The following is an 18864-nucleotide window of genomic DNA, read 5'->3' as shown; positions in this document are numbered from 1 at the left end:
AAATACAACCTAATAAACAAATGAAACCACAAGCATCTATAAACGGTAAAATCTGGCAGCAGAAAATGATTAACGAAGATATAGTCACCGAGTTATGTCGTAGTTTCAAAATTAGTGATTTACTTGCTAGGATAGTATCATTAAGAGTAAATAATCTAGAGGAAGTAGAAAATTTCTTGAGACCGAAAATCAAAAATTTATTACCTGATCCTTTTCATCTACTTGATATGGAAAAGGCTGTAGATAGAACCGTTACAGCTATTTTAAATAACCAAAAAATATGTATCTTTGCCGATTATGATGTAGACGGTGCTACTTCAGCCGCTTTACTTAAAAATATTTTTAGAGATTTAAATATACTATGTGATATTTATGTTCCTGATCGTATAGCTGAAGGATACGGTCCAACTCCTTTTGCTATGCAAAAAATTAAAGATAACGGCACAGAATTATTAATTACGGTTGATTGCGGTGCTATGGCACATGAAGCCCTAAAATACGCAAAAGACGTTAACCTTGATGTTATAGTAATCGATCATCATATAGCTACGGAAATATTACTGGATGCAGTAGCTATAGTAAATCCAAATCGTATTGATGAAAAAAGCGAATATAAACATTTGGCAGCCGTAGGAGTTGCTTTCTTATTTGCAACTGCAATATTATCGAATTTAAAGAAGCAAAATTATTTCACGCAAACAATGCTTCAGCCTAATCTAATGCAGTATCTAGATTTAGTGGCTCTTGGTACTGTTTGCGATATGATGAAATTAACAGGCTTAAATCGTGCATTTGTTGCAAGCGGATTGAAAGTAATGCAACAAAGGCAAAATATAGGGATTAAAACATTATATGATATGGCAGGGCTTAATGAAATACCAAAATGTTATCATTTAGGGTTTATTCTAGGTCCGCGTATCAATGCGGGCGGTAGAGTAGGAAAGTCAAGTTTAGGGGCTAATCTCCTATCTACTAGTTGTTCTAATGAAGCAAATAAATTAGCTAAAGAACTTGAAAAACATAATAATGAGCGTAAAGTAATTGAGTTATTAATGATAGAAGAAGCGATGGAAATTGCTTTGACACAACAAGATAGTAGTTTATTATTTATCGTAAAAGAAGGATGGCATCCAGGCGTTATAGGAATCGTTGCCGGCAAATTAAAAGAAAAATTTGATAAGCCGGTGGCAGTTATAGCTTTAAATGATGGGATTGGTAAAGCTTCATGCCGTTCTATTTTAGGTATTGATTTTGGTGCTGAAATTATCAATGCTAAAAGCAAAGATTTGCTAATAGCAGGCGGAGGTCATGCTATGGCGGCAGGTTTTACCGTAACGGCTGAAAAATTACAAGAATTGCAGAATTTTTTTAATAATGCTTTTAGAATTAGTATAAATAAACTAGAAAATTATAAGCATGCGGAATATGATATTGATTTAACGGTTAATAGTGTGAATTTCCCTTTAATGGAGGAATTAAACACTTTAGAGCCTTTCGGTCAAGGAAATCATGAGCCTATATTTAAATTTGATGATTTATTTGTATTAAAAGCGGATATCGTTGGAAGTAAGCATATTAAATGTATGCTTGTTCCAAATAAGCGAGGCTTTGGTAATAAAGCCTTATCTGCTATTGCTTTTAATTCGGTAGGAACTGCATTTGAAGATGTTTTATTAAGCCCTAAAGCAAAAAATATTGCCGCAATAGGAACGTTAAAAACTAATAATTGGCAAGATAATTATACTATTCAATTAATTATAAAAGATATACTTCTAAAAGAGTAGATAGACAAGTATATATAATAACAACTTAAAAAATAATAATTTATGCGAAATTTAAAGAAAACAAAAAATACTACAATTTCTAAAGACTTAGCAGAAGTACAAGAGCATTATCAAGATTATCCTTATCCTTTCAGAGACCCAAATCAAGAAAAAGAATATTTACTTGCAACATGCGGTGAGTTCTTAGGAGAATTAAACCATTTTCTATATCAAGGAAAAGAAAATTTTAATAATAATTTTAGATGCTTAATAGCAGGCGGCGGCACCGGTGATTCGACTATTTATCTTGCCGAGCAGTTAAAAGATAAAAATGCCGAAATAATATATCTAGATTTCAGCAAGCCTAGCATGGAAGTAGCACAAAAACGTGCAGAAGTACGAGGTCTTAAAAATATTAAATGGATTAATGATTCAATATTAAATATACCTAATCTAAAACTTGGAAAATTCGATTATATAAATTGTACCGGCGTGCTTCATCATTTAGCAAATCCTGATGAAGGTTTTAAAAATCTAAAAGATTCTTTAAAGCCGACCGGCGGTATGGGTTTAATGGTATATGCTAAATACGGACGTACCGGTGTTTATCAAATTCAGGATTTAATGAAAATGATAAATAAAGATACTAAAAGCCGTGTCGAAGAAGTAATGAACGGGAAGCTAATTCTAGATAATTTGCCTGCTACTAACTGGTATAAAAGAGGTTGGGAATTATTTTCAGATTACCAAAATTTCGGTGACGTCGGAGTTTATGATATGTTCCTGAACAAACAGGATAGAGCCTATTCCGTTCCTGAGTTATATGAATTCGTAGAAAAAGCAAGCTTAAATTTTGTTGATTATCTTGATCCTTTAGAGAAAATTTTATTAAGACCGGAAAATTATATAAAAGATTTTTCACTTCTACAAAAAGTTAAAAAGATGGATAAAGTAACTAGAGAAGCAATTTCCGAAATACTTACCGGTAATATTATTAAACATTCATTTTACGTATCAAATCAAAAAGATAGTGTAGCCTCTCTTGATGACCTTGATAATATACCGTACTTCCATAATATTGCCAATTTTGCTAAACAAATTTATGAGCATTTGGAATCTAATCCTTCAGCAGTAAATAATGCCATTAATTTTACTATTAATAATGGGATATTAAATAATGTTAATATCTCAATGTCGATATTTAGAAGCACTAAATATATTTTTAAATATATGGTAGAAGAGAAAAGTTTAAGAGAAATATTTGATGCGGTACGCAACGAATTAAACCAAGAAATAAGCAATGAGGCCTTATTAAATGAAGTTAAAAACGTATGCATGCCATTACTTAATACAAATGTGTTATTGTTAAAATCAAAGGATTGCTAGAGTTACGTGGATTGATTTATCCGTCATTGCGAGAAGAGGTTACCAGGGTCGTCATGAGCTACGCAGCCGTAAGCTGTGCGGCAATCTCATGAAATAATAATAAACTCCCAAGATTGCTTCGTAATTTTCTCGCAATGACCATTTACCGATTACCTGCTCGCAATGACGATTTGGGTTGACAATGTGCTATTAACGTTGTTAGTATGCTTTTACATACATAGCCAGCTCTTATAAGCTAACAAGATAAATAATTCTTTAAACCGCAAGAATAAATAAAACTTTCTAAAAATCTAATTTGATTCCTAACTTAAATAAGTATATTACTTACCTTTAAACTTGATTGCTAACTCAACTTTTCAATTATAATCTATTAATAATAAAATAATGAACACAACTAATAAAGAATCCACAGCAGAACTTAACAATACCGAATCCAATAACAATTATAATAATTTTGCAGAGAACGGTAATATTATTAATTTAAAACAATTAAAACGTAAATTACCGGAGGAACTACAAGCTCAAGCAGAAGAATTAAAAATTGAAAATATTAATTCATTACTTAAACAAGAATTAGTTTTTGCAATTTTGAAAAAATCCGTAGAGCAGGGAGTTTTAATAGTGGGAGAGGGGGTACTTGAAGTACTACCTGACGGATTTGGTTTTTTACGTTCGCCGGAAGTAAACTACTTAGCAGGCCCTGATGATATTTATATTTCTCCTAGTCAGATTCGTCGCTTTGGTCTGCGTACCGGTGATACTGTAGAAGGTCAGATCAGAGCTCCAAAAGCCGGAGAACGTTATTTTGCTTTACTGAAAGTCAATAGAGTAAATTTTGAAGACCCTGCTAAAGCTTATCATCGTGTTCATTTTGATAATTTAACCCCCTTATATCCTGATGAAAAATTAGGATTAGAACTTGAAAATAATAGTAAAGATAGTAAGGATTTTAGTACACGGGTTATTGAACTTGTTGCCCCTATGGGTAAAGGACAACGTGCATTAATAGTAGCACCGCCTCGTACAGGTAAAACCGTATTATTACAAAATATAGCACATGCAATTACAACCAATAATCCGGAAGTATTTTTAATAGTACTGTTAATAGACGAAAGACCTGAAGAAGTAACCGATATGCAACGTTCCGTGCGTGGGGAGGTTGTTAGCTCTACTTTCGATGAACCGGCAAGTAGGCACGTGCAGCTTGCAGAAATGGTTATCAAAAAAGCAAAGCGTTTAGTAGAACATAAAAAAGACGTGGTAATTTTAGTAGATGCGATAACACGTTTAGCTCGTGCTTATAATACCGTAGTGCCGTCATCAGGTAAAGTATTAACGGGCGGTGTTGATGCTAATGCTCTTCAGAGACCTAAAAGATTTTTCGGAGCAGCAAGAAATATTGAAAACGGCGGTTCGCTTACTATAATCGGTACGGCTTTAATTGAAACCGGTTCTCGTATGGATGAGGTAATTTTTGAGGAGTTTAAAGGTACAGGTAATTCCGAGATAGTTCTAGATCGTAAGATTGCCGATAAGCGTATTTATCCGGCTATTGATATAACTAGATCAGGAACTAGAAAAGAAGATTTATTAGTAGATAAAATAATATTAAATAAAATGTGGGTTCTTCGTCGTATTATCGATCCGATGGGTAGCAGTGAAGCAATAGAATTTTTACTCAAAAAACTTGAAAATACTAAAACTAACGGTGAGTTTTTTGAGATGATGAAGAGTCCTGAACGTCCTAAGAACGGTCTATAAGTCAATTGATACCTATATTGTGCTTCGTTGTGCGTCGGCTCGCCTATTATATTATAGGCTGCGCTCCTCATGCCTGTCACAGTATAGGTCTGCATTGACTATAGTATTCTAAAAAAGTATATAAGATCATGAGTATAACACCTGATTATTTAATTGAAAGAAGACAAATAAAATCTCGTTTGTTAATTTGGAAGCTAGCAGCTATTATTTTAATTGCGATCGTATTCTTACTAGTCGGTAAAGATTTTGCTCCAAAAGAGGTGTTACCTATTAATAGTAATGAAGACTATATAGCTTCCGTATTAATAGACGAAATAATTCTTGAAGACGAAAAGCGTGACAAAAAGCTCAAAAAAATAGTCGATGATTCTCATATTAAAGCGTTAATAGTTAACGTAAATTCTCCCGGCGGTACGGTAGTCGGCGCTGAAAAAATTTATAATATTCTGCGTAAAATATCCGCAAAAAAGCCGGTAGTGATCGTTATGGGAACAATGGCTGCAAGCGGCGGTTATTTAATCTCTCTTGGAGGTGATTATATTATCAGCCATAACGGAACTATTACGGGTTCAATCGGTGTAATACTACAAACAGCCGAGGTAACGGAGCTTGCTCAAAAATTGGGGATTAAGTTTAATAATTTCAAATCGGGTGAATTAAAAGCTGTCCCAAATCCTACCGAAAAACTGACGGAATCAAAGCGATTTTTTAATAATGATTACTAAGAATTATTTAATAGATAAAATACATGATAAGCTGAATTATCTTTCTAAAGAAGATGTTAAAGATTCAGTAGATTTAATTTTAGATTATTTAAACGAATCTCTTAAAAAACAAAAGCGTATCGAAATCAGAAATTTCGGTAATTTCTCTATCCGCAAACGCAAATTTCCTGACAGCGAAAAATTCTATAATACGGTTTATTACAGAATGCCTAAAAATTTATTTAAGGAGTAAATAATAATATTCCATGGCTCTTCATATTGAAGATTTAGAACTCTTCAAAAAAATATTATCGATAGATGGGAAGCTGATTATTCAAGCACTTAATATAGACTCTTTTATATATCACGATATTATAGGTAATGGGAAATATGATTCTTTTTTTGAAGCATTATATAATTACTTAAATGATAGTACACCAACAATCATGCCTTTAGTATCTGAATAAGAAAGAATATTATCCTATTGTTGAAGAATTATGTAATGAATCTTTAAAGGAAAAAACATCATCAATAATGATATATTTAGAAAAAGAATCTGATAATCACCCTCACCTAGATGGGAATATGAAGAAACTTTAGAATATTCTTTAAAAACTAGAAAAAATTATGATAAGCTTAAACCTGAACCCGAAATAGAAAGAAGCGAAGATGAACCTAATTTAAATTATGCAGAATTAGATTTAAAATATTATGGAGAATCTTTAGACTATTACTGAAAGGTTATAGGGTAGGGTAATAAAATTTTCCTCTCACTTGACATTATAATAATAGGCAGCTATCTTAAGTGTAAAATTAAAACAGGGTATTTATGATAAGGTATTTAATAATTTTATTTGCTTCTATAGCTTTAATTGGTTGTACCGGTCAAAAAACTACAAAACCCAAAGAAGTAGTAGAGCTTGACGGTGATCCAAGCTATGCAATTATGCAAACAATCGATAGTACTAACAGAAATATCGCTAGCACTACTTCATCTCTTCCGAGTACTCCAGCTAGATAGAAATGCTTGCTATTATTTCTTCTGCTAAAACTCTAAATTTCGAGAAGTTAGCTCCCAAGACGGAGCTGACGACTCCAATGTCCCTTACGTTAACTAATCAACTACTTTCTACACTCCAAAGATATTCTGAGAATCAATTATCGAAAATAATGAATATAAGTGCAAAACTTGCATATATAAATAAAGAAAGATTTAAGGATTTTGATAATCAAGAGAGTAAAGCGGCTATTTTTGCTTATGCAGGAGATGTTTTTAATAATATACATATAGAAAAATTAACTAATCATGAATTAAATTTCCTGCAATCACATTTGCTTATTATATCAGGACTTTACGGAGTCTTAAAACCGCTAGATACTATTAAGCCGTATAGATTAGAAATGGCAACAAAATTAAATGAAATAAATTTAACAAACTTTTGGCAAGATGAAGTCACTAATTATATTAATAAAATTCTTGCTAAACAGGAAAATAAATATTTACTCAACCTAGCATCACAAGAATATTCATCTGTAATAAACCCAAATAAACTTAAATATCAATTAGTTAACGTTCATTTTAAAGAAAATAGGAACGGTAAATTATCAACAATCGGTATAAATGCTAAAAAAGCTCGAGGGGCGATGGTCAAGGTTATTGCTAACAACCTAATTGACTCACCTGAGCTACTTAAGAATTTCTCATATTTAGGTTATGCATTTAGTACTAAACACTCATCCGATAACGAATTGGTGTTTATTAAGAGTTAAAATAGCAGGGGTGAAATACCAATAGGAACGCTTCAAGTTATTAACTTTAATTAAAAAATTAGTATTTTCTTTACAAAATAGTGGGTTTACTTTATAATACATGCCTATTTATTAATAAGTATTTATTATGATAAAAAATCCTAAATCTTCAGCAGTCTCAAAATTTAATCCTATAGCATTGTCACACAATAAAATAATAGAGTCTAAATCAAAAAAGTCTTTAATTGTAGCGGGGGAATGAATAGAACCATTAAAAAATGTAAAAAGTTCTATAGATACCAGTGCAGCAATAGCAACAACTCTTTTAAACTCTTTAGATAGCAAAACAACAAAAAAATTGGGTATTCCACAAGTAACAAGCCTAAAACTTAATACACTAAAAACTTTATTTGATAATTATGAATATAAAAATATTCAAGAACATAAAGTGCTGAAAGAAGCCGTAAGCAAATATCATGTTGCATTAAAAGCGAATAAAGAAATTAGCATTTTTATAAGCCCCAAAACTTATAGTACTCCTATTGTAAATAAAGAACCCGAAACTATTAATTTTATAAATATTTTTCTTCAACTTCAAGGGATGATCACTGCTATACATTGCAGTATAATGAATAACCATGTGGAAGTAGCAGAAAAATTATTTATAGATATATTGTCAAAAGCAAATATAGATTTAAATATACTTTATTTGAGTTAGTCAATCAGTTTATATCATGGAGTATGGAGATAAAATTATTAAAGATTTAACGCCTCATATAAGGCATTATTACAATATTACATATACGCTCTCTACCATGTTAATTAATAATAATCACTTAGATGAAGCTAAAAAATTGCTTACGGCAGCACTTAGCAATATCACTATAGATGATCAAGTAAATGCCAAAGATATAGGTTGGTATCAGTATAACTTAGGGGTTGTTTATTATAAAACTGGTCAGTTAGAACTTGCTATAAAATATTATAATAGTGCAATAGATAGGTTACCTGAAGAGGAATAAATCATATATAATTTATGGACTATCTATGGTTATCACTCTGATTCAAAAAATATAGAAAATTTACTAAATAAGATGCCTGAAGGTAGACTTAAAGCTTTACTAAAATTAGGTCGAGACTTAAATAATATCACCAATGAAAAATTAGAGACAATGAATTCTAAAAATTTATTACCTTACCACGTTCAAAGTTTTGCGCTTTATAAATATACTGCTAAATATAATGCTCTTTCAGATGAGAGAAAAATTGCACAAAAAATACGTTTAGCAAAGGATTTAAATACAATAATTTAAAAAACTGATGTCAATAATACTGATGAGTTACTTGTACTTTCGGTTGTCATTTATACAAAACAATTGGATATAGCACATAATATATTAAATAACATTCCTAACAACGATATTGCTATTTATAAAAGTTTAAATTTATCTACTTTAGCAGCTTTTCCTGATCCAAATTCTATATAATTTATAATGCAAATACACTAAAAAAAGAAGAAATAACAGAAGTCCTTAATGCTGCCAGCATCTCGCTAATGGCAGAAGATGCAAAAGAATTTGTTTCTAAAAATGCTCAAAACGTTTTACAAAATGTAGAGAAAGTTTTAGAAGACGCCCCTCAAAATGAAGAAACTTTAGAAATGGGAATAAATACTGCTTTACTTAATAATGACATAAATAAAGCTAAGGAATATGCAAACCAATTAAGTAAGGAAAAACAAGAAGAAATTTTTACAAATGATTTTGGAGAAGTTAATGACGCAGAGGATTTAGATCAATTATTTAAGCAATATGATGCAAAAAAATTCATCAGTATTATTAGCTTAAAAAAACAACAGCTTCATATATGGGACTGTTGCGAGATGAGAGGATAGCAGGTATAATTAAAAAAAACAAAAAATATGTTCATATGTCTGAGTATCAAATGATAATGGTAAGTTTAGATGAGTTAATAAGTGTGGATCATCAATATCGTAAATTCAAAAGTTTATTCAATTTTAAAGCAGTTGAAGCTGAGTTATTAGCAGTAGAATGCGAAGCTAACTATAAAGGCTATGGTATAGTGAGGCTGTTTAAATGTTTGCTGCTGCAATTTATGGAAGACTTATCGGATCGGGAATTGGAACGTTATTTAGCTGATAGCACAGCGGCAAAATGGTTTTGTGATTTTGCTCTTACAGAGAAGACGCCTGATTATAGTGTATTTAGTAAAATACGTAAAAAAATAGGCACTAATTTACTATCAAAAATATTTGTAAAATTCCGAGATCAACTACGAGCACAAGGCTATATGGGTGAAGTATTTACCTTTGTAGATGCTTCTCATTTAATCTCAAAAGCTAATCTTTGGGAGGAACGTGATAAACTAAGAACACAAAAATATGATAAATTGAATAATGAGACTCTGCCTAAGGTTGTAAAGGATAAACAAGCTAAAATTGGCTGTAAGGGAGCAAATAAATTTTGGTATGGTTATAAAAAACATGTGAGTGTCGATATTCAATCAGGAATGATCAATAAGGTTGCAGTTACCCCTGCAAATGTTACTGATAGCAAAGGTTTTAAGCATGTTATGCCAAGCTCCGGTGCTACATATGTTGATAAAGGTTATTGTACAATCTCTGCCAAGAATGCAGCAGCTAAAAAGGGGTTCCATCTTTGCTCAATAAAGAAAAATAATATGAAAGATAAGAATTTTGACCTTGATAAATATTATACGAAAATCAGAGCACCTTTTGAGAGGGTATTTTCAAAAGATAATAAACGGGTTAGATATATAGGAATTGCCAAAAATCAATTCTCTGAATTTATGAATGCCATATGTTTTAATTTAAAACGATTAGTGGTTTTAACAACTTTAATAGCTTAGAGAAATTTGTTAATAAAAATCCTAACTCTGTAAACAAATCTCTATTAAATTACTATACTATTGAATAAATTTTATCTCAATATTAAACAGAATTTCTTTTTAAAAATATTTGGACAGAGCTAAATATTTATTTATCTGTTTTCCTCTCATTTTACTATTAAAAATTATCTCGCAACAGTCCCTATATTAATGCAGCAGGAGGACTATCAATGCGGACAGGTAAAACATCTTTTAATCCTATTTCTATTACTCCGCCATCTTTAAACATGAGCTGTAGCGGTATAGATGCTTATCTTGGTAGTTTTTCGCTTATCTCAGGTGAAGAGCTAGTACAGCTGATGAAAAATATTGGTACGCAAGCAAAAGTTTATGCATTTTCATTGGGTCTTAAAACTTTTGCTCCACAAATAGAAAATGCCTTAAAAGATTTAAGAAATCTTGCTATGGAAATGAATCAATTTGCTAAGGGAGATTGTGAAATGACTAAAGCTATTTTCGCTTCCATTTTGCCTAAAGATTCAGCCATGAGAGAATCAGTTTGTAGAGATTTACAATCCAGCTCAGGGTTTGATTATTTTGCTGCCGGCAAAAAATGTCGTAATGATTTAGAGCAAAAACAAGCTTTAGCGAATGTCCAAAATCAAGATCCAGAATTAATGCTTACTGATTATAATATCTTTACTAAAGCAGCAGAAAAAGCAGGAATCCCTGAAAATATGAGAAGTGCCATTATGTCAATGACTGGAACTATAATAGTGCGAGATAATAATGTTTATTTCCTTGAGTCACTTGCTCAAGATGAAAAGAGCTGGATTACTCATTTAAAAGGTGGGGAATCTGCATCAATCTATACATGCGATAACAGTAATTGTTTAAATCCAGTAATAAGACGAAATATTAGCATTGCCCCAGAACAATCATATCAAGGCAAAGCTAAAACAAAATTGGATGAATTAAAGAGTAAACTCGCAAGCAACAATGAATTTAATAATGCAGATATTAGTTTTCTATCATCGATAGGGGAAGCATTTCCAATATATGATTATATTACCTTAGAAGCAATATCAGGAGTTACTATTTTAGAGAGTTCGTCAGAGTTAATTGCTAGTTACAGTTTATTGCAGCATTTAAAGGAAGTGATCTCTGAAGTACGTAAAGCAGTAAACATGCTGAAACCAAAACAAGTATCAGATCATCATTTAACCGCCTACTTAAAAGCTTTAGATAGAGTGCAACTTTTTGCTCAAGAAAAATGGAGTAATATGCTAACAAGTAGTGATCAGATTGATAGAAGAGCAAGATTAATAGAGCAACATTTAATCGCTAAAGAGAGGGCTTAATTATAAATTAAAATTAGATGAGCAAGCAGATAAGCAAGCACAAAAATAAGCAAAGAAGATAAAAAAATAAAAAGAATATGACAGATTACGTAATACATACATTTGGTGGAGGAGATATATTATGGCAAGTTTTTAATGGCATAGGAAGAGTATTTGCCTCAAATAGTGAATATTTTACTCCGGTAGGTCAGTTTGCTTTGACAATTGGTGGTATTTGGACAGCAACTCGTGCTATTTTTAGAGGTAATATTGGTATTTTTGCTATGGAATGGTTTTTTCCATCCTTATTTATTTTTGTCTTTTTATTTGCTCCCAAAGCAAATGTGTGGCTCAAAGATGAAATATCAATGCAGGCTCCTGTAAAAATTGATAATATTCCAGTAGGTGTTGCTTTTTTTGCTTCTATATCATCAAAAATAAGTCACTCTTTATCAGAGACGCTCGAAAAGCATTTACTTCCACCGGATGAAGGGTTATCAAGCAGGCAGAATGGTATCATGTTTGGGGCAAAAGCTATCGGTAAAATCAAAGATATTCAAATAGAGGATCCAGTAACTTTAACCAACACAAAAGAATTTTTAAGACAATGTTTTATGAAACCTTATATCATCGGCAATATTTTAGGCAAAAAAGCAGAAGCACAAAGAGCCAGTGATATAATTGCTTTTATCGAACAAAATATGCCGAATAATTTTGGTATTTATTATAAAGACCCAAATAATTCTACTATTTCTTTTAAAACCTGCAAACAAGTAACTCCTTTAATTAAGGTAGCTTTTAATAAAGAATTAAATGATATATTACTAACTAAATTTGCAAATAGCATAGGTATTAGCTCTAATAGGCAAGAGCTATTAGCAAGTAGATTAAAAGCTATGACATCTGATACTTTAAAATATCTTAAAAAAGAACAAACAGATATTCACCAGTGGATGAAGCAAGCAATGCTACTTAATGCTAATCGTGAAGCTTATGATGACTTAAGAGAAAAATTCTCACTTTCTAGAATATATCCTTAGTTAGTTAGTATGAATGTGACCCGCGGGTTATTTCAGCAATCATTTTCTTACTTGGTTGCAGGAGAGATGGCAGCAAATATAATGCCTATCTTACAGTCAGTATTTTTTGCTTTAGTAATTTGTCTTGGGTAAAATAATGAGTTTAAAAGCGGCTTGGCTAGATACGCCTCTTGGTTCTATGCTGGCAATTAGTGATGAAAAATTGCTTTATTTGCTAGAGTTTGTTGATAGAAGAGGTTTGGAGCGTGAAATTGAGAGGCTAAGGATTAAGACAGAATCTGCTATTATTCCTGGAAGCACTGAACCGATTTTAATGATTGAAGAGGATCTTCAATTATACTTTAACGGTACTTTACAAAAATTTAATACGCCTATATGGCTTTTAGGAAGCCCATTTCAAAAAATGGTTTGGCAAGAATTAATTAATATACCTTACGGTGAAACACGAAGCTATTTAAATCAGGCTAAAGCTTTGGGCAAACCTAATTCTTATAGAGCTGTTGCAAATGCTAATGGTATGAATCAGTTAGCAATCATTGTTCCTTGTCATCGTATTATTAATAGCAATGGCAAACTTGGAGGCTATAGCAGGGGATTACATCGTAAAAAATGGCTTATTGAACATGAGAGAAAATTTACAGCAAATTAGAAATATTTTACTTGAGAATGCTACTATTCCTGTAGAGCGTAGAGCGCTATTCTTGAACACTAGAGAAGGAGAGTATGGAGAGCATGACTGATTTATTGGTGTTACCGTGCCGACTTTACGTACAATAGCTAAAAGTTATTATAATTTGGATATGGAGGATTTAAGCCAACTTATTACTTCAGAATTTAATGAAGAGAGATTTTTAGCATTAGCTATTTTGATTATGCAATATCAGACAGCACAAGATAAAGAGTTTTTGTATAATTTTTATTTAAACAATATAAAACACGTAAATAATTGGAATTTAGTGGATGCATCAGCTCATCATATAATCGGAGCTTATTTATGGAATAAAAAAAAGGATTATCTCTTTACATTAACAAAATCGGAAATTCTATGGGAAAGACGAATAGCTATAGTTGCTACTTGGTATTTTATCAAAAATAATACATTAGATACGACTTTTGAAATAGCAAAATTACTCTTAAACGATAAACATGATTTAATGCATAAAGCAGTAGGCTGGATGCTACGTGAAGCAGGAAAAAAAGATGAAAAACAATTAATAGATTTTTTGGATTGTTATACTTTACAAATGCCAAGAACCGCAGTTCGTTATGCTATAGAGAGATTACCACAAGAAGTGTACAAAAAATATCTTTTAAAAAACTAGATTTATATTTAATCTATGCTAATATTTCATTTTAATTTATTAAGGGTATTATTATGCTAAAAACATTACTAATTAGTTTTATAACTTTAATTTGTGCAGTAAGCTATGCTGATAACCAAACAGCTCAAAATCCTAATGCTACAAATTCTTCTTCTGATCAGCCCGATGATTTACCTGCAGAGGCAGCCGTTCACTTTGCACAGCCTTGGGCAAGACCTACAACAAATGTGCAAGGTAAAGTTAGCAATTCTGCTATGTATTTTACATTAATAAATAGTAGAAGTAAGAGTTATAATTTAGTGAATATATCTTCAGATAAGATAAGTGGAATAGAAATTCATCAAACAATTAATGATCAAGGGGTTAGTAAAATGGTAAAAGTGGATTATCCATTTTTAATTGCCGGTAATATTAATGTTGATTTTAAGCCCGGTGACATGCATATTATGCTTTATGACCCAAAAGTAGATTTAAATGTAGGAGATGAGTTTAAAATAACCTTTTTCTTTGATGACAATACACGAAAAATAGTGAATGTTAAAGTCGCAAATGACAATCCGTATAATAAAACGGGGAATTGAAGGTTATTGTTGCATGGTGCACTCTTCTATGTCATGCCCACAAAGGCGGGAATCCAGTAAAACCTATAAAAAACTTGTTTTTTTAGGTTTAATGTGTAATTTTTATATCAATATATTAAGGTTATTTTTTCTGGATTTCGGCTTTTAGCTAAAAATGACATAGGACACTATACACATGACCCTAGAAATTACCGGAAGTGAGTTAATTAAATCTAAACTTATAGATGCTCCTGAACGTTCAGGGGTTTATCGAATGTTTGATGTTAACAAGCAAGTTATCTATGTTGGTAAAGCTAAAAATTTAAAGAAACGCCTTACTAATTACATTAAAAGCACTTTAGATAATAAGACGCTTCGGATGATTGCAAATACTTGTTTTTTAGAGTATAGCATCACTAATTCCGAAGTTGAAGCACTACTTTTAGAAGCACAGCTAATCAAGAAATTTCAGCCGAAATTTAATATTCTTCTTAAGGACTACAAGTCTTTTCCTTTCATTAAGTTACGTTTAGATCATGATTTCCCACAATTACTAAAATATCGAGGTAAAACTCTAAGTGACGGGAAGTTTTTTGGTCCTTTTGCCTCGAGTGCGGAAGTTAATACTACTTTGACCGAACTACAAAAAATTTTTAAATTACGTTCCTGCACGGATAATTACTTTAATTCACGTACTCGCCCTTGTTTACAATATGAAATAAAACGTTGTTATGCTCCTTGCGTCGGTAAAATAAACAAGGAAGACTATAGAGACTTAGTAACTCAGGTTAAAGATTTCTTACAAGGTCGCACTAAAGAACTCCAAGAGAACCTATCTAGAAAGATGGAAGAGCTAAGTAGTCAGATGCGTTTTGAAGAAGCGGCAGAAATTAGAGATCGCATTAAAGCACTTAGTTATGTGCAGCTTAAGGCAGGAGTTTCAGATGTCGTTAAAGACGCAGATATAATCGCTATTGTGGACAAGAACGGGCATTATTGCGTGGAAGTGTTTTTATATAGGGCAGGGCAAGCATGCGGTAATATTCCTTATTTTCCTACTTCTACCGAAAATAGTACCAAAGAAGAAGTATTAGAATATTTTTTATTACAATTTTACCAAAAACAACACGTGCCTGCGGCAATTATAATTAATCATGAAATTAATGATAAAGAGAATGTGATAGAGGCGATTAAGAAAATCAACAATATACTTCAGCTTAATATTACAGTACCTAATAAAGGCGGTAAGGCTAAATTAGTTCAAAATGCCGAGACAAATGCTTTATTTTCTCTAGAGCAGTATTTGAAGAAATTTGCAAAAAATCAAGAGATTATGTTTGAAATTAAAGAGCTATTTGGTCTTTCTGAAATTCCTGAAAGAATTGAGATTTATGATAATAGCCATATTCAAGGTAAGTTTGCGGTTGGAGTGATGGTAGTTGCTGGTAAAGTCGGTTTTGATAAAAAAGAATATCGGGTTTTTAATGTCCATGCTCCCTCTCTCGTATGTCATGCCCGTGAAAGCGGGGATCCAAAAAGGTTAATGGATTCCTGCTTTCGCGGGAATGGCATAAAGAACTGCGGGGATAACATAAAAGGTGACGATTATGAGATGCTCCGGCAAGTCCTAACAAGACGGCTTACAAGGTTAAGGCAAGAGCCGCATAAATTGCCAAGCTTAATGATTATAGACGGCGGCAAAGGGCATTTAGGCGTCGTTAAAGAGGTGATGGATAAATTTGAAATGAATATTCCTTTTGTTTGTATGTCAAAAGGAGTAGATAGAAATGCCGGTTTTGAACAGTTCCATGTGATAGGTAAGGAAGTATTTACTCTAGATAAGAATTTGCCGGTTATGAAATATTTACAAATCTTGCGAGATGAGGCACATAATTTTGCCATAAAGAATCATAGACTAGGTAGATCACGTGCTATAAAAATATCAAGCCTTGACGATATAGAGGGTATAGGTGAAACTCGAAAAAAAGCATTACTGCATTATTTTGGTTCGTATAAAGCAGTATGCGACGCAACCATAGATGAGCTTGCTAAAGTAAATGGTATTAACAAGTTACTTGCTGAGATAATTTTTAATGTTTTGCACAGAAAAAACTAATATTATAACTCATGAAAAACCTAGTTGTATGAGTCGCTATGTTATTCCCGCGGAGGCGGGAATCCAGTCACTAAAAAGTCTAGACATACTAAATTTTAAAAATTAAAAGCTCGATTTTCTACTTGTCACTGAATTTCCGCTTCCGCAGGAATGACATCACGCAGGTTTCTGGATTCATGCAATAAGGCTAGCTTTTTATATCCTCAATAGGATCTTTAAGTTCTTGGCATGCTTCGCCTATTAATTTAGGTTCATCATTCTGAGATAAATCATTAATATTAAATTTAGTTAAGTCAGGATAATATGGAGTCATTGTACCATGAATAGAATAATTTAAAGTTCCTGTCATTAAAGAGTTAACAGCATCATTTTTTTGCTTAGTAGAGTAATACATATTACGCATATTTTCTGAATACGTAGCTATATCAGCTAAAGTGCTGCCATTAATGTCATCACGTGAATTAAGCTTAAATTTTATTCTCCCATTCTCGTCTTCAATAGGAATTATTATGCTATATTTTCCTTCAATACTATTTTGCTTAGACATAAAATCCTCATAATTCAATTATTAACCTTGAGTTAATATATTAAATTATTTAAAACTTCAAGTAAATAGATAATATATTTTATATGACTTTCCTCGTAATGACATTAGAATACCACCATCCTAGAATAAATATCACAAGACTCACCATCGTCCCTATAAACACTCCTCTAAGGTTGAAATATTGCAACGATAAAGAATAATATTCCCATATTAAGAAGATAGCTGCTCCGCCAAGTGATGATAAGACCATTATAGTTTTAGATGTTCTGATACCAAAAAGCGTTGTTATTAACGGTACTAATATTACCGGTCCCCAGAAACCAGTGAAGAATACTACTAAGTCAATTACATTACTAAATTTTAAAGCTACAATTATTGCAAAACTTCCTATTATAACGTTAATAATTCGAGCAATTAATAATAATTTTTGCTGATTTTTAACCTTAAAAATAGGATTGATTATATCTTTAACAATAGCTATAGAAGTAACGTTTAAATCAGAATCAGCAGTAGACATAACGGCAGCTAAGAGTCCGCTCATTACTATCCCTTGAATTAAAGTCGGGATGATTTGGTTGATTAAATAAGGTAATACTAAATTTGACGGTTGGTTTGGATAAAGCTTATAAGCAATTAAACCATTTAAAGTAATGCAAATCAAGAAGAAAAAATATATAGCGGATTTTGCATATATTGCTTTAGTTGTTTGCGTAGGATTTTTATTAATTAAAGCTCTTTGAATAAATGTAGGATATAGATTCATGACGCTAAAACTTAAAGCTGCTGCAATTGTATAAGAAAGTAGGTTGCTCTGATCAAAATTTGCATTTTCCGTAGGTAGGTTATTAATAAAATCTACAAAACCGATTTTATTTAAACTGATAAAAGTTATGGTTGGTATAGCAATTATCATCGCCAAAAATTGTAGTAAATTAGTAAAAACAATAGATTGTAAACCGCCTATTGTAGTATATATAAGTACTATACTATAACTTAAAATTACCCCATTTACATCATTTATTTCTAAGATATATTGAAAAATATAGCCGCTTACGCTTATTTGAGCAGCCAAAAACCCCACTGAAACGATAACCGAACTAACCCCTCCGATAAAACGACCTATATTACCGTAATATGTACTCAGGATATCGCCGATGCTTTCAGCTCCGTAATGTTTGGCAATTAAAGGCACTATATAGATTGCAATTAATATATCTATAGGTATTGTAAGTATAAGAGCGTAAGCATAATACTCATGCCCCAAAAAAGCCTTTTCCATAATGCCGAAAGTGGTGGCTCCTCCGACAGAACTTACAAATATCGTAGCTATTAATAACCGCTTACTATTTTGCGCTTTACTTTCAACATTTGCATAGTTCTTAAAACTACTATGTTTAGCTCGGTAATATATACCAATAAGTAGAATAGATATTAGGTATATGAATACGATAATATTATCAATAGGTAAATTAAACATAAATTAGATTTTAAAGCTCAAACTTAGCATTTGTTCACAATATATATGTAGTCAAGAATGCTAGATTTATAATTATGTGTCATAATCTGTTCCAAGAAGTTCAGTATCCGGTGTCCAAATATCTTGGTTGGGATCATATTTATATATTTTACCGTGGGGTTTAATTTTTTTTCAGTAGTTTTTTTCTTTAGGGGATAGTTAGCGTTTAATTGAGTTGTAGTTTTTATATTT

Annotated in this window: 19 protein-coding genes and 3 pseudogenes; 19 read left to right on the top strand and 3 right to left on the bottom strand. The window is 31.8% G+C overall.

The window, feature by feature from the left end; all coding sequences use genetic code 11:
- Positions 1–20: 20 nt before the first annotated feature.
- The 8 genes and pseudogenes from recJ to C4Q30_RS02375 all read left to right on the top strand — a co-directional run bounded on the left by recJ (position 21) and on the right by C4Q30_RS02375 (position 7384).
- Positions 21–1784: a single-stranded-DNA-specific exonuclease RecJ gene (gene recJ / locus C4Q30_RS02415; RefSeq protein WP_103897085.1), complete on the top strand. Its 1764-nt coding sequence runs from the start codon at positions 21–23 to the stop codon at positions 1782–1784.
- A gap of 42 nt (positions 1785–1826) precedes the next feature.
- Positions 1827–3149, top strand: a complete 1323-nt coding sequence (locus tag C4Q30_RS02410; RefSeq protein WP_103897084.1) for a class I SAM-dependent methyltransferase — start codon at positions 1827–1829, stop codon at positions 3147–3149.
- A gap of 384 nt (positions 3150–3533) precedes the next feature.
- Positions 3534–4910: a transcription termination factor Rho gene (rho, locus tag C4Q30_RS02405; RefSeq protein WP_014014376.1), complete on the top strand. Its 1377-nt coding sequence runs from the start codon at positions 3534–3536 to the stop codon at positions 4908–4910.
- A gap of 128 nt (positions 4911–5038) precedes the next feature.
- Positions 5039–5614, top strand: a pseudogene (gene sppA / locus C4Q30_RS02400) (signal peptide peptidase SppA); the annotation flags it as partial.
- A 10-nt stretch (positions 5615–5624) separates the two neighbouring features.
- A complete protein-coding gene (locus C4Q30_RS02395) occupies positions 5625–5867 on the top strand; it encodes an HU family DNA-binding protein (protein ID WP_014014378.1) in 243 nt (80 codons plus the stop codon).
- Between the two features lie 13 nt (positions 5868–5880).
- Positions 5881–6081 carry a hypothetical protein gene (locus tag C4Q30_RS02390; protein WP_103897083.1) on the top strand — a complete coding sequence of 67 codons (201 nt, stop codon included), beginning with the start codon at positions 5881–5883 and terminating at the stop codon, positions 6079–6081.
- Between the two features lie 362 nt (positions 6082–6443).
- Complete coding sequence (locus C4Q30_RS02380) at positions 6444–6635, top strand: hypothetical protein (RefSeq protein WP_014014380.1); 192 nt, start codon at positions 6444–6446, stop codon at positions 6633–6635.
- Between the two features lie 2 nt (positions 6636–6637).
- Positions 6638–7384, top strand: coding sequence for a YaaA family protein (locus C4Q30_RS02375; RefSeq protein WP_103897082.1), 747 nt, complete (start codon positions 6638–6640; stop codon positions 7382–7384).
- 111 nt (positions 7385–7495) lie between these two features.
- Here the strand turns inward: C4Q30_RS02375 and C4Q30_RS02370 are convergent, their stop codons facing one another.
- On the bottom strand, positions 7496–7708 hold the full coding sequence (locus C4Q30_RS02370) for a hypothetical protein (RefSeq protein ID WP_103897081.1): 213 nt from the start codon (positions 7706–7708) through the stop codon (positions 7496–7498).
- Between the two features lie 13 nt (positions 7709–7721).
- Between C4Q30_RS02370 and C4Q30_RS02365 the strand changes: the two genes are divergently transcribed.
- The 11 genes and pseudogenes from C4Q30_RS02365 (at position 7722) to uvrC (ending at position 16609) form a co-directional block, all read left to right on the top strand.
- Complete coding sequence (locus C4Q30_RS02365; RefSeq protein ID WP_245207441.1) at positions 7722–8081, top strand: hypothetical protein; 360 nt, start codon at positions 7722–7724, stop codon at positions 8079–8081.
- Between the two features lie 16 nt (positions 8082–8097).
- Positions 8098–8385 (top strand): tetratricopeptide repeat protein, encoded by a 288-nt coding sequence (locus C4Q30_RS02360; RefSeq protein WP_103897080.1) that lies wholly within the window; start codon positions 8098–8100, stop codon positions 8383–8385.
- A gap of 72 nt (positions 8386–8457) precedes the next feature.
- Complete coding sequence (locus C4Q30_RS02355; protein WP_024704563.1) at positions 8458–8676, top strand: hypothetical protein; 219 nt, start codon at positions 8458–8460, stop codon at positions 8674–8676.
- Between the two features lie 242 nt (positions 8677–8918).
- The gene (locus C4Q30_RS02350) at positions 8919–9257 is read left to right on the top strand and encodes a hypothetical protein (protein ID WP_103897079.1); all 339 of its coding nucleotides are present in this window, start codon (positions 8919–8921) and stop codon (positions 9255–9257) included.
- Positions 9230–10252, top strand: a complete 1023-nt coding sequence (locus tag C4Q30_RS02345) for a transposase (protein WP_209445172.1) — start codon at positions 9230–9232, stop codon at positions 10250–10252. The genes C4Q30_RS02350 and C4Q30_RS02345 overlap by 28 nt, the downstream gene beginning before the upstream one ends.
- A gap of 191 nt (positions 10253–10443) precedes the next feature.
- A pseudogene (locus C4Q30_RS02340) lies at positions 10444–11592 on the top strand (conjugal transfer protein TraH); the annotation flags it as partial.
- A 77-nt stretch (positions 11593–11669) separates the two neighbouring features.
- Positions 11670–12737: pseudogene (locus C4Q30_RS02335) on the top strand (conjugal transfer protein TraG N-terminal domain-containing protein); the annotation flags it as partial.
- A gap of 10 nt (positions 12738–12747) precedes the next feature.
- Positions 12748–13260 (top strand): methylated-DNA--[protein]-cysteine S-methyltransferase, encoded by a 513-nt coding sequence (locus C4Q30_RS02330; RefSeq protein WP_103897078.1) that lies wholly within the window; start codon positions 12748–12750, stop codon positions 13258–13260.
- Positions 13261–13354: 94 nt separating this feature from the next.
- Positions 13355–13933 carry a DNA alkylation repair protein gene (locus C4Q30_RS02320; RefSeq protein ID WP_342447532.1) on the top strand — a complete coding sequence of 193 codons (579 nt, stop codon included), beginning with the start codon at positions 13355–13357 and terminating at the stop codon, positions 13931–13933.
- Positions 13934–13986: 53 nt separating this feature from the next.
- Positions 13987–14514, top strand: a complete 528-nt coding sequence (locus C4Q30_RS02315) for a copper chaperone PCu(A)C (protein ID WP_014014504.1) — start codon at positions 13987–13989, stop codon at positions 14512–14514.
- Positions 14515–14689: 175 nt separating this feature from the next.
- Positions 14690–16609 (top strand): excinuclease ABC subunit UvrC, encoded by a 1920-nt coding sequence (gene uvrC, locus C4Q30_RS02310; RefSeq protein ID WP_103897076.1) that lies wholly within the window; start codon positions 14690–14692, stop codon positions 16607–16609.
- A 187-nt stretch (positions 16610–16796) separates the two neighbouring features.
- On the opposite strand, the gene C4Q30_RS02305 is transcribed toward uvrC, so the two are convergent.
- Entirely contained in the window at positions 16797–17012 is a 216-nt protein-coding gene (locus tag C4Q30_RS02305) for a hypothetical protein (protein ID WP_037215376.1), read from the bottom strand.
- Between the two features lie 223 nt (positions 17013–17235).
- Positions 17236–18633, bottom strand: coding sequence for a sodium:solute symporter family protein (locus C4Q30_RS02300; protein WP_103897075.1), 1398 nt, complete (start codon positions 18631–18633; stop codon positions 17236–17238).
- Between the last annotated feature and the right edge of the window lie 231 nt (positions 18634–18864).

This window comes from Rickettsia fournieri (assembly GCF_900243065.1).
In the GTDB taxonomy this organism is placed as follows: domain Bacteria; phylum Pseudomonadota; class Alphaproteobacteria; order Rickettsiales; family Rickettsiaceae; genus Rickettsia; species Rickettsia rickettsii.
This window is presented reverse-complemented; position numbering and strand designations above follow the sequence as displayed.

What these genes read in the sequence shown, in the direction of transcription:
- recJ (WP_103897085.1), top strand. Translation starts at nt 21, where the DNA reads ATGAAACCACAAGCATCTATAAACGGTAAAATCTGGCAGCAGAAAATG.
- C4Q30_RS02410 (WP_103897084.1), top strand. Translation starts at nt 1,827, where the DNA reads ATGCGAAATTTAAAGAAAACAAAAAATACTACAATTTCTAAAGACTTA.
- rho (WP_014014376.1), top strand. Translation starts at nt 3,534, where the DNA reads ATGAACACAACTAATAAAGAATCCACAGCAGAACTTAACAATACCGAA.
- C4Q30_RS02395 (WP_014014378.1), top strand. Translation starts at nt 5,625, where the DNA reads ATGATTACTAAGAATTATTTAATAGATAAAATACATGATAAGCTGAAT.
- C4Q30_RS02390 (WP_103897083.1), top strand. Translation starts at nt 5,881, where the DNA reads ATGGCTCTTCATATTGAAGATTTAGAACTCTTCAAAAAAATATTATCG.
- C4Q30_RS02380 (WP_014014380.1), top strand. Translation starts at nt 6,444, where the DNA reads ATGATAAGGTATTTAATAATTTTATTTGCTTCTATAGCTTTAATTGGT.
- C4Q30_RS02375 (WP_103897082.1), top strand. Translation starts at nt 6,638, where the DNA reads ATGCTTGCTATTATTTCTTCTGCTAAAACTCTAAATTTCGAGAAGTTA.
- C4Q30_RS02360 (WP_103897080.1), top strand. Translation starts at nt 8,098, where the DNA reads ATGGAGTATGGAGATAAAATTATTAAAGATTTAACGCCTCATATAAGG.
- C4Q30_RS02355 (WP_024704563.1), top strand. Translation starts at nt 8,458, where the DNA reads ATGCCTGAAGGTAGACTTAAAGCTTTACTAAAATTAGGTCGAGACTTA.
- C4Q30_RS02350 (WP_103897079.1), top strand. Translation starts at nt 8,919, where the DNA reads ATGGCAGAAGATGCAAAAGAATTTGTTTCTAAAAATGCTCAAAACGTT.
- C4Q30_RS02345 (WP_209445172.1), top strand. Translation starts at nt 9,230, where the DNA reads ATGGGACTGTTGCGAGATGAGAGGATAGCAGGTATAATTAAAAAAAAC.
- C4Q30_RS02330 (WP_103897078.1), top strand. Translation starts at nt 12,748, where the DNA reads ATGAGTTTAAAAGCGGCTTGGCTAGATACGCCTCTTGGTTCTATGCTG.
- C4Q30_RS02315 (WP_014014504.1), top strand. Translation starts at nt 13,987, where the DNA reads ATGCTAAAAACATTACTAATTAGTTTTATAACTTTAATTTGTGCAGTA.
- uvrC (WP_103897076.1), top strand. Translation starts at nt 14,690, where the DNA reads ATGACCCTAGAAATTACCGGAAGTGAGTTAATTAAATCTAAACTTATA.
- C4Q30_RS02305 (WP_037215376.1), bottom strand. Translation starts at nt 17,012, where the DNA reads ATGCGTAATATGTATTACTCTACTAAGCAAAAAAATGATGCTGTTAAC.
- C4Q30_RS02300 (WP_103897075.1), bottom strand. Translation starts at nt 18,633, where the DNA reads ATGTTTAATTTACCTATTGATAATATTATCGTATTCATATACCTAATA.